Annotated in this window: 15 protein-coding genes; 12 read left to right on the top strand and 3 right to left on the bottom strand. The window is 40.4% G+C overall.

Annotation, left to right across the window (positions count from 1 at the left end; all coding sequences use genetic code 11):
- The 3 genes from gshB to ruvX all read left to right on the top strand — a co-directional run.
- A partial coding sequence (gene gshB / locus QZ562_RS07610; RefSeq protein ID WP_293758855.1) for a glutathione synthase occupies positions 1 to 625 on the top strand: 625 nt, incomplete at its 5' end.
- Between the two features lie 7 nt (positions 626 to 632).
- Positions 633 to 1,190 (top strand): YqgE/AlgH family protein, encoded by a 558-nt coding sequence (locus QZ562_RS07605; protein ID WP_293758853.1) that lies wholly within the window; start codon positions 633 to 635, stop codon positions 1,188 to 1,190.
- A 59-nt stretch (positions 1,191 to 1,249) separates the two neighbouring features.
- Positions 1,250 to 1,678, top strand: a complete 429-nt coding sequence (gene ruvX / locus QZ562_RS07600) for a Holliday junction resolvase RuvX (RefSeq protein WP_293758852.1) — start codon at positions 1,250 to 1,252, stop codon at positions 1,676 to 1,678.
- Between the two features lie 300 nt (positions 1,679 to 1,978).
- Here ruvX and QZ562_RS07595 read toward each other — a convergent pair whose 3' ends face one another.
- The gene (locus QZ562_RS07595) at positions 1,979 to 2,155 is read right to left on the bottom strand and encodes a DUF6435 family protein (protein WP_293758850.1); all 177 of its coding nucleotides are present in this window, start codon (positions 2,153 to 2,155) and stop codon (positions 1,979 to 1,981) included.
- Positions 2,156 to 2,614: 459 nt separating this feature from the next.
- Here QZ562_RS07595 and QZ562_RS07590 point away from each other — a divergent pair, with 459 nt between their 5' ends.
- The 9 genes from QZ562_RS07590 to QZ562_RS07550 all read left to right on the top strand — a co-directional run bounded on the left by QZ562_RS07590 (position 2,615) and on the right by QZ562_RS07550 (position 14,318).
- A complete protein-coding gene (locus QZ562_RS07590) occupies positions 2,615 to 6,304 on the top strand; it encodes an ATP-binding protein (RefSeq protein WP_293758848.1) in 3,690 nt (1,229 codons plus the stop codon).
- On the top strand, positions 6,301 to 6,924 hold the full coding sequence (locus tag QZ562_RS07585) for a hypothetical protein (protein WP_293758847.1): 624 nt from the start codon (positions 6,301 to 6,303) through the stop codon (positions 6,922 to 6,924). The genes QZ562_RS07590 and QZ562_RS07585 overlap by 4 nt, the downstream gene beginning before the upstream one ends.
- A complete protein-coding gene (locus tag QZ562_RS07580; protein WP_293758846.1) occupies positions 6,921 to 8,192 on the top strand; it encodes a hypothetical protein in 1,272 nt (423 codons plus the stop codon). The genes QZ562_RS07585 and QZ562_RS07580 overlap by 4 nt, the downstream gene beginning before the upstream one ends.
- Before the next feature lie 8 nt (positions 8,193 to 8,200).
- A complete protein-coding gene (locus QZ562_RS07575; RefSeq protein WP_293758845.1) occupies positions 8,201 to 9,091 on the top strand; it encodes a hypothetical protein in 891 nt (296 codons plus the stop codon).
- A 350-nt stretch (positions 9,092 to 9,441) separates the two neighbouring features.
- A complete protein-coding gene (gene coxB, locus QZ562_RS07570; protein ID WP_293758844.1) occupies positions 9,442 to 10,842 on the top strand; it encodes a cytochrome c oxidase subunit II in 1,401 nt (466 codons plus the stop codon).
- Positions 10,843 to 10,881: 39 nt separating this feature from the next.
- The gene (gene ctaD / locus QZ562_RS07565; RefSeq protein WP_293758842.1) at positions 10,882 to 12,609 is read left to right on the top strand and encodes a cytochrome c oxidase subunit I; all 1,728 of its coding nucleotides are present in this window, start codon (positions 10,882 to 10,884) and stop codon (positions 12,607 to 12,609) included.
- Positions 12,606 to 13,274, top strand: coding sequence for a cytochrome c oxidase subunit 3 (locus QZ562_RS07560; RefSeq protein WP_293758840.1), 669 nt, complete (start codon positions 12,606 to 12,608; stop codon positions 13,272 to 13,274). The genes ctaD and QZ562_RS07560 overlap by 4 nt, the downstream gene beginning before the upstream one ends.
- Positions 13,275 to 13,276: 2 nt before the next feature.
- Positions 13,277 to 13,951 (top strand): heme-copper oxidase subunit III family protein, encoded by a 675-nt coding sequence (locus tag QZ562_RS07555; RefSeq protein WP_293758839.1) that lies wholly within the window; start codon positions 13,277 to 13,279, stop codon positions 13,949 to 13,951.
- A 22-nt stretch (positions 13,952 to 13,973) separates the two neighbouring features.
- Positions 13,974 to 14,318 (top strand): cytochrome C oxidase subunit IV family protein, encoded by a 345-nt coding sequence (locus QZ562_RS07550; protein ID WP_293758837.1) that lies wholly within the window; start codon positions 13,974 to 13,976, stop codon positions 14,316 to 14,318.
- A gap of 91 nt (positions 14,319 to 14,409) precedes the next feature.
- On the opposite strand, the gene QZ562_RS07545 is transcribed toward QZ562_RS07550, so the two are convergent.
- Positions 14,410 to 14,967: an NAD/FAD-utilizing enzyme gene (locus tag QZ562_RS07545; protein WP_293758835.1), complete on the bottom strand. Its 558-nt coding sequence runs from the start codon at positions 14,965 to 14,967 to the stop codon at positions 14,410 to 14,412.
- Between the two features lie 115 nt (positions 14,968 to 15,082).
- Entirely contained in the window at positions 15,083 to 15,967 is an 885-nt protein-coding gene (gene cyoE, locus QZ562_RS07540) for a heme o synthase (protein ID WP_293758834.1), read from the bottom strand.
- Positions 15,968 to 16,062 lie beyond the last annotated feature (95 nt).

Here is a 16,062-nt window from a genome sequence, read left to right as displayed (position 1 = left end):
GGTAAACAGAGCGCAAAGTTTGAGAGACTTTAATGAAAAGTTATTTACTTCTTGGTTCCCAGATTTAGTCGCAGACACGCTCGTCACAAGAGATACAAAACTAGTTAAAGAGTTTCACCAACAGCATAAAGATATTATTTGTAAACCTCTCGATGGCATGGGGGGCACATCTATCTTTAGGGTTAAAGAAGATGGAAATAACTTGGGTGTAATCATTGAAACACTGACTGAGTTAGGGACGCGTTACGCCATGTTTCAGAAGTTTTTACCTGAAATAAAAGATGGTGATAAGCGTATTTTAATTGTTGATGGGCAAGTGGTGCCTTATGCATTAGCAAGACTGCCAACTAAAGGTGAAAACCGTGGGAATTTGGCTGTGGGCGGCATAGGTAGACCACAGCCATTGTCAGAGTCTGATTTTAAAATTGCCGAGACTATCGCGCCACTTCTAGTGGAAAAAGGCCTGATATTTGTTGGCTTAGATGTAATTGGTGATAGAGTCACCGAAATTAATGTCACCAGCCCAACTTGCGTGAGAGAAATTGAAGCTGCTTATGATGTGAATATCACTGGCATGTTATTTGATGCTATCGAAAAACGTCTTGCCGCCGGCAAAGGAGCCTAACCTTTAAATGCAAAGTTTGCAGAATTATTTACTTATTGCGTCTCCCAGCATGGATGATCCGTATTTTTCCCGAACAGTCACTTATATCTGTGAGCATAACGAACATGGTGCGATGGGGCTGGTAATCAACCAACCTGTGGGTATGAAGTTAAAAGAGTTAGTCGAGCAGGTTGACGATAAAGCCGAAGTGATAGATGAAAAAGCTGAAGATATTATTTTAGCTGGTGGCCCGGTTAGTCAAGACCGTGGTTTTATTTTACACACCTCACAACCTGGGTGGGCTTCCAGTCTCACCATGACCCCTGAAGTTATGGTCACAACTTCAAAAGATATAATATCGTCGTTGGGCAATCAAGATGCACCAGAAAAGTCTCTAATTATGCTTGGCTATGCTGGTTGGACAGCAGGACAACTAGAAGAAGAGATCCAAACCAGTTCGTGGTTAATGGTAGAAGCCGATACTGAAATTCTATTTGATACTCCTATTCATAAAAAATGGGAGACTGCAGTGCAGCGCTTAGGCATCGATGTGTGGCAGCTTGGTCCAGATATTGGCCACGCTTGATGTTTGTCCACCTATCGAATACCCGCTCTAATGGATATTTCGGCTAATGATATGTCTATATGAGTAAACAAGGACAACGAACCATATTAGCTTTTGATTTTGGTACCAAAAGCATCGGTGTTGCAGTAGGGCAAGAAATAACAGGTACTGCTTCTCCACTAAATGCTATTAAGGCTGTAGACGGGATCCCTAATTGGGACGTAGTCGAGAAGTTGTTTGCCGAATGGTCCCCACAATTGGCGGTAGTAGGTTTGCCGTTAAATATGGATGGATCGAGTCAACAAGTCACATTTTCTGCTAAAAAATTTGCTAATCGCCTCAATGCTAAATACAAAGTGGCCGTCGAAACTTGTGACGAACGATTAACTACCGTCGACGCTAAAGCCCGACTGTTTGAATTAGGCGGTTACAAAAAGCTTGATAAACAAAAGGTTGACAGTGTGTCAGCCTGTTTGATTTTTGAAAGCTGGATTGAAAGTCAGTACTAAAATCAGTCATTGTCAGGTCGCTGGGTACTAAGCAAAGTAAAAATAGATTCAAGAGAATGAAGTATTTTAACCACAAAGGTAAAAAAGAGCTGGAAGGAAACAAATCAATGAGTGCGGACGGCGAAGATTATATTCATCAATGATTTAAGCGCAAGCAGATAGCTTGCTGCATAATTAAATCAAATTTATATTTTAGAAGGCGTGATCATTAATATTTATATTACCTATCCACCCCCCAGGTTTTCACATGTGCAGCGAGGTGCTATTGAGCAATGCTCGCTGTACATTGACTTTAAGACTCTATTTTTTGTCAGCTTTAAGTTGTTCTAACTCTGCCCATAATTTCTCCGCTTCGGCGGTAAGCATAGAGTATGTTTTGATATCGCCTTTGCGCTGAGCAAGCATAGCATCAGTCGTTTTTTTATCATAGTTTTTACGTAGTTTTTTGGCTGGGTCTGATTTTAAAAAGCCGAACATATATTTTCTCTATTAAGAGATGAATTATATTAATAGACTACTATGTTCTGGCTTAAGTTGATCAGTTTTTTCTCATCGGACTTCTCGATATATTTAAAAATCCTCTATTAGTCAGGTTATATCTGCTCAATTACGATAAACAATTGTGCTGCTATCCTTCAAGAATTTATTCATTACAATTATTAAAAACCTACGAATAACTTGGTTTACTTTAGTTTTCAATCTAGGTTGGGTAACTCTTCTTAATATCTGATTTACAACATTATTATTCATGAGGTACTGCAACATCTTTGGTTGAGTAGGTATAATTCCAGTGACTTTACCTTGTCTTGTGTGGCGATTATAAATTGATAATATGAACGTTTTAAAAAAATAATAAAAACTATTGTTAACGGTATTAAACACAACCACTTATTGATAAAATTATTAACATATTAACCCTTTGATCAAAGGAATTTTATGCCTGGGTTGCAGCGTATTATTTTAATTAATTGTCACCTTCCTGGTTTTGTCGAGCTTGATGTATCGGGTCACAGTAATATTTGTGGCACGAATGCGTCGGGTAAAACAACTCTGCAACGTTTGATCCCTGTCTTTTATGGCGAGTTGCCAAGTAAAGTGGTGCCTAAAACTCGTAAGAAGTTTGATGACTTTTATTTGCCCCATGCGAATAGTTATCTTATTTATGAATATCAAAGGGAAGATGGGCAAAACTGCCAAGTTGTCTTAACACGCAAAGGTAGCGATGGGGTGCAATATCGCTTTGTTGAAGCGTCTTATCATCAAGAACAAATTTTGGTAGATGTCGAAAAAGGTAATGTACAAGCCATATTGCCCGAGCAGTGGATTAAACAACTCAGGCAGCTAGGCATTGAATTTTCTCATAAAATACAAGCTACTAGTGAGTTTCGCAGTATTATCCAAAACGATGCCAGTGTGGGTCGGGGTGCTGGGCGTGAAAGTACTAAACTTAGGCAATTAGCCAGTCGTTACAGCTTGGTGTCGAGCCAACATCGTATTCGGCATATGGAAAAGCTGGTTAGCGCGGTACATGCCAAAGAAGGCAAAATGGATACTTTGCGTACTATGCTCGCAGCTATTTTCGAAGAAGATGGTTTAGTGCAGCCTACCACTACAGTCAAAAATACCAAGGCGCGGGAGTGGATCACCCAGATGCGTCAGACCATGCGTTTGCAAGCGATGCAGAATGAGTATCAAAAAATTCAGGCACAAACCGAAAAACTTAATACAACTGAAAGCCAGTTGCAGCAGCTTAAGCCCATTTTAGAAAAAGATTTGCAGTCGCTGGCAACACAAAAGGCTGATGCTCAATTGCAGCGTAATAAAATTAAAAGCGAACAAAGCATTGCTAAAGAGTCTTTTGAACAATCAGAAGGCTTATTGAATAGCCGTGTCAGTGAAACGTCCGAAAACCTTAAAGCCAAATCGTCACGGTTAGATCATATTCAGCAGCAGTATGAAAAATATCAGGATTCCGATATTGACCAACTACAAAAAGACATGGATGCCTTACCTTTAAAGCGCGAAGAGTATGACGAAAAGTTAGAGCAATATAATTTGCTCATAGACCAGCATAAAGATTTGCAACGTCAGCTTGAACAGCAAAAACTGAAGTTATCTGAATCCTTAGAACGTTTGTCCCGTAAAAATCAAGCTCAAGTTAAAACCATCAGTCAGCAAAAAGAGACAGTGCGTAATACTCACAGCGAAAAAGAAGTCGACTTACGCGCTCAGTTTGAGCAACGAAAAGATCATCAATCTCAAGAGTTTGATCAGCAATTATTAGACTCAGAGCGCAGCATTGTGCGTGCTGAACACCAGGCGAAACAAGCTACTGCCACAGAGCAAGAAATAGAAAACGGTGCACTCGCTGACAAACGTTTAGAGCTTGCACAGCGAACATGGCAGCAATGTTCAAGTGCTAAAAAACAGGCTGAAAGCACCCATCAGCAGCTTAGAAATAAACGCGATGAAGCAGATAAAGTATTGCATCAAGCAAGGTTAACTACTCGACAAGCCAAGGAACGCTTGCAGCAATTACATAAACAACTTTCACCTGAACAAGACAGTCTAAGACAGTTCCTAAGAGACAATAAACCCGGCTGGGAACAGAGCATCGGTAAGCTGATTGATGAACCTTTGCTTGATCGCAAAGATTTGTCACCACAACTTGTTGTTAAAAATAACCAAGCACAAGGCAACAGTTTGTTAGGCGTTCAATTGAATATGGCAGTCATTGATGCCCCTGATTATGCCCAAGACGAAACCGCATTAAATCTGTCGTTAGAGCAAACTAAAAAACACTTATTGTCGGCTGAAAAACAACAAAAACAAGCAGAGACCGAATTAGACGAATGTCACCAAGAAGCTGAGATTCAGCGCGAAACGGTGGCTGAGCAAAACCGAGCCTTTGAAAAAGCTGAGCAAGAAACGACTTATGCGCAAAGTGCTAAACAGCGTTTTGCCGATGAGCTAAAAGTCGTGCTAGAAAAACGTAAGCAACAAGCAAAGCAAGCCTTGCAACAATATCTAGATCAAAAACAACAAATTTCATCTCAGAAACTAAGCGCTATTGAGCTATTAAAGTCTGATTTTGAAGAACAACTTTTGGAGTTTAAGACCGGTTGGCAAGGTGAGTTAGCCGTATTAGACGAACAAATCGAAGAACTTGATCGTCAAGTCGAGTATAAACGGGATCAGAACCGTGAGCAGATTAAACAACTAGAAAGTGTCTTTAATCAAGAGTTAGCCAACCAAGACATTGACCCAAATACGTTACGTGAGCTGAAGCAGCAAATTGAGGCGTTAAAGAATGCGATCCAAGCAGTGACTGTTAGGCGTGATGAGTTAAACGAATATAAAACCTTTATGCAGACCGATTGGTTGAAACAACGCCCAGAATTACTCGAACAAGAGGCCGAGTTAAAAGCACTCGCCCAACAATTAGAGCAACAGCAAACTGCTTTGGGTAGCCAATACCAAACAAAACGAACTGAGTTGTCTAAAGTACTGTTAGCAGTAGACAAAAGTTTGTCTGGATTCAGTTCACTGATAACCGAAATTGAGCCGATGGTGCGCCAGCTCAGTCAAATCGTTTTTTCCTTTAAGCCTTCTGAAGAACAAAACATTAATCTGGGCGATCAGGCAGAACGTATCAACCGCTGTAACGAAGCGTTAGAAAGCCGCAGCCGTGGTGATAAAAAATTAAAAGAGTCGCTGACCGAGTTCGAAGCAACGCTAGGTAAAGATGCCGGTAAAGATTTTCTGGATACTATGCTGCAAGCTTTTGGGGTATTGGATGAAGACGCCAATGCCCGCGAGCGTCTGCCTATTTTGCAGCGTTTGTTAAGTATTTTAGAGTCGCGTCAGCGTCAAATTGTGGAGCAGGGGGAAACTATTGGCGGCGACTTAAACAAGTTTTTCACTGTATTTAGTGATATTAATCGTAAAATCGCCCAACAAAGTAAGCGCCTGACTGACGAAGTATCGGATGATTTGATTTTGGACGGCATCGCCCGCTCTGAAGTAAAGATTATTTCTACTGTTGATGAGCTTAATTTCTGGACTCCACTGAAACGTTTCGCTCAGCAATACAACAAATGGAGCATGTCTGACGATTTTCTGCCTAGCGAAGCGTATTTGGATAATTTGGCTGATGTAGTTGAGGTGTTACCCAATGACGCTAACTACAGTATCGAATCGCTGTTGCGTTTGGAGTTACATCTAAATGAAGGTGGTTCTGACTTAGTGATTAAAAATGATAGGCAGTTGCTTGAGTCGTCAAGTCACGGTATGGCTTATTTGATTTTGTGTAAATTTTTATTAGCCTTTACCCGCTTATTGCGTAATCAAGCAAATATCCATATCCATTGGCCTATAGATGAAATTGGCACCTTGGCTTATCACAATGTAGAGAAACTATTTAAGGCCTGTGATGCCAACGATATTCACATTTTAGGTGCATTTCCAAACCCAGAGTCAGATGTGTTGATGTTGTTTAAACATAGATATTTGATTGATAAGCAAAAACAACACTTAGAAAAAATTGAACCCAAACTCAGCCGTATTGCTGAGCGTTTGCAACAAAATAAAGCGACAAACACAGAATCAGCGAAGGTGAACGCATGATAGAACATGGCCCATTATTAGAACGCTTACTGGAAGGTGAGTTTATTTGTGCGGTCACAGACGAGCACAGCTTTCATAAATTACAAAATGACGAGCTAGTGAATGACTTAAACCATTTTTTAAGGCCGCTAAATCGACGGGTGGCAAAAAATGACGATGGTTCGGTGTACTTTCTGGCCTATTGCGACTTAACCCAAAATGCCCGTCAGCATCTTAGCCATCAATTCACCAGCACAGTGCAATCCTTATTACCTATGTTGGAATGGATGCAGTTGGTGCAAGAAGCATTAGGACGTGATGGCGCGCTAAACGCCGGTGATACCATTAAGTTGCAAGACTTTGAGTCCAAAGTCGTGGATAACCAGTCTCTTCTTCATCGTTTAGGCCATCTTGCTAATGACCGAGTGTTTAAGTCCAGTAGTGACAAACCTGATATGCAAATCAAACAAGTCTTTAAGCGGATCAAAGAATTGGGTTATTTGCATCAGCCCCATAAAGACAGACTGTTTTACATTGTTACCGGTAAGGTTGAACAACTTATTGAGTTGGTGCGTTTTATCAAAGACGAAGAAAACCTGCCAATCGATGACGAAACCCCAGAACAAGAGGCGATGTTTTGAGCCAGGCACCTAAGCAAAAAAGCCCAGCCCAAAGCAATCCGTTGTTTGAATTAGGCAAAGAACGATTAGAGCTCATTGGCAAACATGCTGATGCTTTAATGCAAGGTTACTTAGAAGGACATGTGAACGAGTTAGCTTTTTCACAGCAAACACTACAAAAACTGCTAGATAGCAGAGTGCTATTCTATCCTGAAGAGCAGTCTTTAAGTTTGCGCCCGATAGTCAACGAGTTGATTGCCAGCTTGACCCAAGATGAGCGAAAGCGGCAAATTAACACCGATGTAGGTGAGCACTTAGATCAAATCGACACGCGTGTGCAGTCATTACAAGTGGCACGGCAAAAAGGTGATTACGCTGCAAGTGAACACCATATGCAACTGTTAACTGAACGTGTCAACGACATGACCGAGCAGTTTCGTGATGCGATTGACAGCCTCTGGCACAGGCTCAATACCGAGTTTGGTTTTGTGAGTAGCTTGGATGATAAAATTTTAGAAATTGAACTTGCCCAACGCCAGCTAAGGCGAATACTTGACGGTTTTGGCATTATCAATTTTGACGACCTTATCCAACTAGCAGGCAGTGATGGTGCACTTCGTAAGTTGTTAGTGAGTCAGTTGCAGGCCCGTATTTCTGAGCACTCAGGGTCATTGTTAGAAGTACAAAAGCGCCTTGTACTATTGATGGCGCGTTTCCGACAGCAGCAAGATAGAGCATTGCTCATCAATCGCATGAGTGCTTTTTTACGGCAGCATCCTAATTTCCAAATAGGTGATTACCCAAATCGTAGTCAAGTCCCTGCGGTGGTTAATCAGGCCCAAGGTATCAGTCCTCAGGCCTTTATTGCTATAGACCGCGCACAAGATAGTTACGCGCTAGCAGAGCTTGCCCGTGCCGTGCCTAGAGAACCAGAACAACACTCACAGTCAGACAAACAAACTGAAGGTTTTGCTATGGCGGTGCAAAATTTAGTGGCCACAGAGCAAAAGCAACTAGCAAAAGATGTAGAAGACTTTTTCATACGTGTAATAGAAAGCCCAGAAGCATTAAGCGGTGTCGACTACTTAGCCGAACAAGAATTACCTTGGGAGCCAGAAATATGGTTGTTCCAAATTGTGGCTGAACATCAAGGTTTGCCAGAGCAAAATAAACAAAGTTTTATGCTTGAGAAAGACAGTGCACAGCAAAGTCGTTTTAATCAGTTACATATTATTCAAGACATCACGGTTGGGATGCGTTTCTTCGGTGATTTTCAGGCTGCTGGTTAAGCCCAGTTATGGCAAATGATCTCAGTTTAAGGGCAAAACAATTACTGGCTACTCAACACCGTAAACTGTTACTTGATGATGCTGCAGTGGCAAATGCAAGTGGCATCCTAGATGAGATTTTAACTTGGTGTGATGATTTGGAGTTTCAGCCAGGGAAATGGCTGAAGCCAAATAAAATGTATCGGTTTGATAGAGAGTATGTGGCACAAATAAATCAAACATTATTAGATGAAGGTTACGCCAGTATTTTTGATGATTTTAGCCAAGACACTCATCGAAGCGCAGCACAAAGAAACCCAAATGAAAAACAGGGACAACTCAAACCTACACATCACCTCATTCTTGCTGCTGTCACTGAAGCGAAAATTCTCGATGTTGTGGGTCAATATTTTGTTCTAAGCGAACAGATAAATATTGAGTTAGATGTTACTCAGTTGAAACTAGATGATTTTGATAGCCTTGTGATAGTGGAAAATCGCGATAGTTTTAACGACTGGTTTGAGTATCAACCCTATACCAATTTGTCCAAGCCATTAGTGATTTATCGGGGCGATAAACATCACTCAACCGCATGCAAAATTCTACTTAAAATTTGGTTAAATACTCAAAACAACAAACCCACTATTTACTTTGGTGATTTCGACTTGGCAGGTTTACGAATTGCTATAAGTGGCGGTTACTCGCACCTGTTATTACCTGAATATAAGTGGCTGGAAGAAAAGCTTATTAAGCTACATAACCCTGATGTTCAGCAAAAATACTTTGCAAGATTAGAACAAGATTGCCCTGAAAGTTGGAAGCACCTACTATCGCTTATGAGTAACACTAGAGCGGGACTGCGCCAGCAAAAAATGTATCTCACTTCTTTAAAAACGTATTCTAGAAGTCGCCCTCTTTAATTTAACTTACTTTACCAAAAGCACATATGAGGTCTTGGTGTTCCAAAGTCTTTTGGCTACCTATAGTGTTGACAACGGAAGTAGAGCACTAGATCAATAAGTTTTTCAATCTAAAATGCAGCTTAAAACCAATTCGCACAATTCATAAACAGCACCTACACTGGTTAATAGTTGTTTGAAATTCAACCCGTTGATAGGTTGATAACCGCACTTTTGCATAAACCTCATTCTGGGTTTATCTTGGTGTTTGTTCAGTTATTTACGCTGCTAGTAACTTAAATAGTGCCATCAACGTCACAATGAAAGCACAGATGACTTAAGACAGAGACTAAAAATAATAAGGGGCTGGTATGGGCATTGCCATAGCGTTGATCCTAATTGTCATCGGATCGGTTGTATTCCATTTCTTATCACCTTGGGTTATGACGCCGCTGGCGTCTAACTGGGGATCTATTGATGACATTATGGTCATCACACTCATTATTACGGGTATTGTTTTTATTGCGATAAACTTTTTTATTGCTTTTGCAGTTATAAAATATCGCCATGATAAAAATCGAAAAGCTAAATATGAACCTGAAAATAAAAAGCTAGAAATATGGCTGACCATCGTCACCAGTGTTGGCATTATCGCCATGTTGGCACCCGGATTAGCGGTTTACTCAGATTTTGTCAATGTGCCAGAGGATGCCAGTGTAGTTGAAGTGGTGGGTCAGCAATGGAGTTGGAGTTTTCGGTTTCCCGGTACCGATAACCAATTGGGTAAAAGTGCTATTGAAAATATTAGTATTGATAACCCTTTTGGGGTCGACCCACTCGATCCAACAGGGCAAGACGATGTGTTGGTGGTCGGTAATCGGCTTGTGTTGCCAGTTGATAAGCCAGTCAAAATATTGATGCGTTCTAAAGACGTATTACATAATTTTTATGTACCCCAGTTTAGAGTGAAGATGGATATGGTGCCCGGCACTGTGTCTTACATTTGGCTTACCCCCACTGTTATTGGCGAATATGAAATTTTGTGTGCAGAATTTTGTGGTGTCGGTCATTTCAATATGCGTGGTTACGTTAAGGTTATGCAACAAAAAAACTTTGATGAGTGGCTGTTGGAGAAACCTACTTTTGCCGCTTCAATGATTAACAACAGCTCTGAAAAACTCAGTGTGTTGGCACAAAGTGGACAGGAAGTCGCAAAAACTAGTGGCTGTTTTGCATGCCATAATTTCACAGATAGTTCCATAGGCCCAACTTGGAAAGGTTTGTTTGGTAAAACTCAAATACTAGCTAATGGACAATCTGTGTTAGTAGATGAAGCTTATTTAAAAGAATCTATTTTAAATCCTGCTGCAAAGTTAGTGACAGGTTTTGCACCTATTATGCCGGCCATGCTATTAACTGACTTACAGATAGTAGCCTTGAGTGCTTATATCAAAGAAAAAGGCGCAGATGATCAAACGCAGTACAATAATAATGTAACGCTTTCTGGTGCTGCACTAGCCCAATCAAAGGGCTGTACAGCCTGTCATAGTCAAGATGGTTCGCGAATGTTAGGACCCACATGGCAAGGAATATTTGGCAGTCAGAGACAATTAGCTAGTGGTCAAAATATTGTGGTAGATGACGCGTACCTCAAAGAGTCCATATTCCAACCCAACGCAAAAATTGTTAAAGGTTTCCCACCCGTAATGCCTCCGCCTGTTATTAATAAACAAGAAGCGTTGGCACTTATAGAATTTATGAAGACGTTATAAACGCCAGATCAACTAAGCAAAAATAATGCGGAGTAGCAGATGGAAAATGAATTAGATCACGATATGCATGAGCCAAGCAGCTTTTTTACAAAGTATGTTTGGAGTCAGGATCATAAGGTTATTGCTATCCAATATTCAGTTATTGCTATTTTGGTAGGTATTGTGGCATTGGTGCTTTCTGGTTTGATGCGTTTACAACTGGGTTTTCCAGGTAGTTTTGATTTTATCGACCCCAGTTCTTATTATCAGTTTGTCACTATGCACGGCATGATAATGGTAATTTATTTATTAACCGCAATTTTTTTGGGTGGCTTCGGTAATTACCTCATCCCGCTTATGGTGGGAGCTAGAGATATGGTTTTTCCATTTGTGAATATGCTCAGTGTATGGTTTTACTTGTTGGCAGTGATTGTTTTAATGGCCAGCTTTTTTGTTCCTGGTGGACCTACTGGTGCAGGTTGGACGCTTTATCCTCCACAAGCTATTTTGCCAGGCACTCCAGGCTCCGATTGGGGGATCATTCTGATGTTGGTGTCATTAGCTATTTTCATTGTGGCGGCAACAATGGGTGGTTTGAATTATGTCACCACTGTGTTGCAAGCACGTACTAGAGGCATGACCCTAATGCGTATGCCACTGACAGTTTGGGGTATTTTTATGGCAACGGTACTGGCTTTGTTGGCTTTTCCTGCCTTGTTTGTTAGCGCTGTGATGATGTTATTTGACAAAACCTTAGGTACCAGTTTTTTTATGCCAGCCATACTATCTATGGGGCAACAGCTTGACCATGAAGGTGGCAGTCCTATTTTATTTCAACATCTTTTTTGGTTTTTTGGTCATCCTGAAGTTTATATCGTTGCACTGCCTGCCTTTGGTATTGTATCTGATCTGATCAGTACTCATGCACGCAAAAACATCTTTGGATATAGGATGATGGTGTGGGCGATAGTAGGTATTGGTGTACTGAGTTTTGTAGTGTGGGCGCATCATATGTATATCAGTGGTATGAACCCGATGTTTGGTTACTTTTTTGCCACAACGACTTTAATTATTGCTGTACCTACAGCCATCAAGGTCTATAACTGGGTTTTGACCATTTGGCATGGCAATATTCGTCTTAATGTCCCCATGTTGTTTGCCCTTGGTTTTGTTTCCACCTTTACGATAGGTGGTTTAACAGGCTTGTTTCTTGGTAATGTGGTGGTGGACTTACCTCTCTCTGATACTTATTTTGTCGTGGCTCATTTTCATATGGTGATGGGTGTATCACCTATTCTGGTGGTGTTTGGTGGGATCTATCATTGGTATCCTAAAATGTCTGGCAGGATGCTCGATCCCACATTAGGAAAATTACATTTTTGGGGGACTTTCCTCGGTACTTATGCGATTTATTTCCCCATGCACTATCTCGGTATTTTAGGGGTTCCAAGGCGTTATTTTGCTTATGAAAACTATGATTTTATTCCTGACTCAGCTAAAGATTTAAACGCTATGATTTCGGTTATGGCAATATTCGTGGCTTTGGTGCAACTGATCTTTTTGTTCAATTTAGTGTGGAGTTTGTTTAAAGGTGAAAAGTCAGGTGATAACCCCTGGGAAGCAACAACACTCGAATGGCAAACAGAAACTACACCACCAGGACATGGGAATTGGGGTAAAGAGTTACCTGTGTGTCACCGCTGGGCATATGATTATAGTGTGCCGGGATATCAACAAGATTTTCTACCACAAAATTTCATTGATGAAAAATTGGGGGTAAAAGTATGAGTTTTTTAACGCCATTAATGGAAAAATCTTGGGAGCCAGTTCAAAACCCACAAATTCAAACCTCAGGACGTGAGCACACAAGAAGGGCAGGGTTAAGATTATTGTTAACCGTCGTGTCAGTACTTTTCTTTTTGTTTATTGTGGCTTTTCTGATGCGCTCGCAATATCCGGATTGGCAACCTCTTGCAGAACAGTCGAGCCATCCTTTGTTTAATAAAACACTATTATGGCTAAACACCACCTACTTGATTTTTGCTAGTGTTTGTTTACAAATTGCCAGAGTCAGTGGCCATAAAAACCGGTTAATAATAGCTAAGGGGGGCTTGGTATTGGCAGGGCTGTTTTCTTGCGCCTTTGTTACAGGTCAATGGATGTTGTGGCAACATCTTTATCAACAAGGTTTTGTGGTAAATAGCCATCCTGCACTGAGCTTTTTTTATATTTTAACTGGTTTGCATGCAATACATGTGGCGATTGGCATCTTGGCATGGATAGTCGCGGTGATAGTTGTTATGCGAGACAGTCCAAAGCTGGCTCAATATATCGAACTTTGTGCTATCTATTGGCATTTTCTTCTAGGTTTGTGGGCAATATTGTTTATTTTGTTGGTTAGTAAGCCTGAGACCTATAATGCGATTGTCGAATTTTGCGGTTTGGGAATTTAAATATGCAAACTAATCAAGCTGCGGGGAATTCGGATGGTGTAAAAGGTTTGGTTGCTGATTGGTCCGGTGATCAAGAAGCGTTTCGTGTGCCTTGGGGTAAAGCCATGATGTGGATTTTCCTGCTCAGTGACACCTTCGTATTTAGCTGTTTTTTAATTGGATATATGGTGGTAAGGATCTCTGCGGTGGAACCATGGCCAAATGCAAGTGAAGTTTTTGCACTAGAAATTAGCGGACAACATTTGCCTCTAGCACTAATTGCCATTATGACCTTTGTTTTAATTACTAGTAGCGGGACCATGGCGATGGCAGTGAATTATGGCTATCGCAAAGACAAGGTTAAGGCCAGCGTTTTGATGCTGGTCACAGCACTCTTAGGTTTATCTTTTGTAGGCATGCAAGCGTTTGAATGGACTAAACTGATTTCAGAAGGTGTTCGCCCTTGGGCCAATCCATTTGGCGCGGAGCAGTTTGGCGCTGTGTTTTTTATGATAACAGGCTTCCATGGATTACATGTGTCTATCGGTGTTATTTACCTAGCTACTGTAGCGATTAAAATATTAAGAGGGCATTACGATCAACATGGCAATTATGAAATTATTGAGATATCAGGCTTATATTGGCATTTTGTAGATTTAGTCTGGGTATTTATCTTTGCTTTTTTTTACCTTTGGTAAAACATCTATTGGAGAGTAACTTATGTCTTCGAATATTCAAATTCGATCAGAAACACATGTTCATCAAGAGCATCCAGTCAGTTTATATTTGAAGATTTGGTTATTGTTATTTGTACTGAGTGGTTTGTCATATATGGTCGACTATATGCAACTAGAAGGAGTGTTGCGTTGGTCGCTTATACTGCTTTTTATGTTTTTAAAAGCAGGCTTAATTATCAGTATATTTATGCATATGATGTGGGAAAGGATGGCCTTAATTTGTACGATATTGTTACCGCCATTATGCCTTGGGATCTTTATTGGCATTATGATAATAGAGTCGAAATACACGTTTTTTAGCCGCTTATTATTTTTTAGTCATAATTAAGGGTAGTTCGAGGTCAAAGATAGGGAAGGTAGCCAGAATAATTACTACTTATTCTGGCTACTTAATAGAATGTTTTTTAAGGCAATGTTTTTTAAGGTAAGGTTTTCATTACTTTATTAAACGTTTCTTGACCATGAACGACCCAACCAGGGGTGGCAGGTCCTGTACCCGCCAGTTTCAGGTTAGGATGTTGTTCAACTATTTCTGAAAGAATCGATTCTTGTTCTGCGTCCAAATCAACAAAAAATATATGTTTGCCTTGTTTAAGCAATTTTTGAAAGCGCTTAAATTGGTGGTTGGGAATTTGTATCCCTATTAAACCTCCTTCCCAAGTACAAAAGCCTAATACAATGACGGCAAGAAATCCGAACGGTAACCATCCAGCGGCGGTGGTATGCCAATCTACTAAATAAGTGAAGATCAATAATGTTACAGCGGCTATTAAACCAACCACAGCACCTAATGTTGTTGAATGCACCACATCTTGTTTAAGTACTGCCTCTATTGCGTGTAGATGGTGTTTTTCTACTTCTGCATCATTCTCGCTGAGTACATGTATTTGAGGTGTACTGACTCCCTTGGCCTTCAGTTCTGTTTCGATTGCTTGTAAATCGTCTAGGTCATCGCTTATATAGTAATGTCTTAACATAATTGTTTTCCTCTAAAGGGTATTAACTGAGTTATGTAAAGTAAATGTTAAATTATTGTAACATAGCATTGTCAGATGGAAACTGATTATTTGGACTGCATAACCAAGTCATGAGTTAACCAAATAATCTTTCATCAATTAGCAAAAAAATCATAAGAGCAGGTATGTATATAATGCTGGCCCGAAACATCTTTCGAGCATTATCGATGCTGTAGTTAGTATAAAATTTTATGGACATGTACAACATTCCACCACCTAAAAATAGTGCACAAAAAAAGAAAAAACGTTTTCCTAAACCAATCGATGGAGCCAACAATGTAATTCCTAATAACGCTAGACTGAATATCACAATGATGCTGCGAGTAACGTGTTCTACCTCTGGGTTATCTGGCAATAGATAATAGCCACCTTTTGCATAATCTTCTCTGTAGACTGCAGCCAACGACATAAAGTGCGGGATCTGCCATAAAAATAACAAACAACCTAAAACCCAGGCTTGTGCACTAAATGAATTGGTTGCTGCAGTCCAGCCCATCATGGGTGGTATAGCACCTGGAATAGCTCCTGCTAATATAGCTAAAGGCGAATATGGCTTCATTGGTGTATAGATAAATAGGTAAGTTACAATGGTAAGCGCAGCCAAATATGCGGTGAGTGCATTGACGCCAACAAACAGTAAAGTAATACCAGAAACTGACCAGCTTAAGGTGATAAAAAGTGCATGATTTGAAGATAACTTACCAAGTGGAAGTGGACGATTACGTGTCCTTGCCATTTTGGCATCACGGTCCCGTTCCCACCATTGGTTTAAACCGTTAGCCCCCATGGCCGTCAACAATGTTCCGAGTAATAAACTGAATATTTCAAACAGCTCCCATTTATTTACCCCTAATCCATATCCTGCTAGTGTGGTAAATAAAACAAGAGTACATAAGCGAAATTTACCTAACTGTAAATAGAGGCTAAGTTGATTTTTATAGGTGGTTGCAAAAGTCGACATGTTTACATTCCGAGGCGGAATTAAGTGCTGAGATAAGATTAGGTTATGTACAGCTATTTAGCTAACTTAAAAGCTATATAACCGTTTACAATATG

The sequence above is a fragment of the uncultured Paraglaciecola sp. genome (genome assembly GCF_913058035.1).
GTDB lineage: Bacteria > Pseudomonadota > Gammaproteobacteria > Enterobacterales > Alteromonadaceae > Paraglaciecola.
Note: the sequence above shows the minus strand (reverse complement) of the source record. Positions and strands in the feature narration are given on the sequence as shown.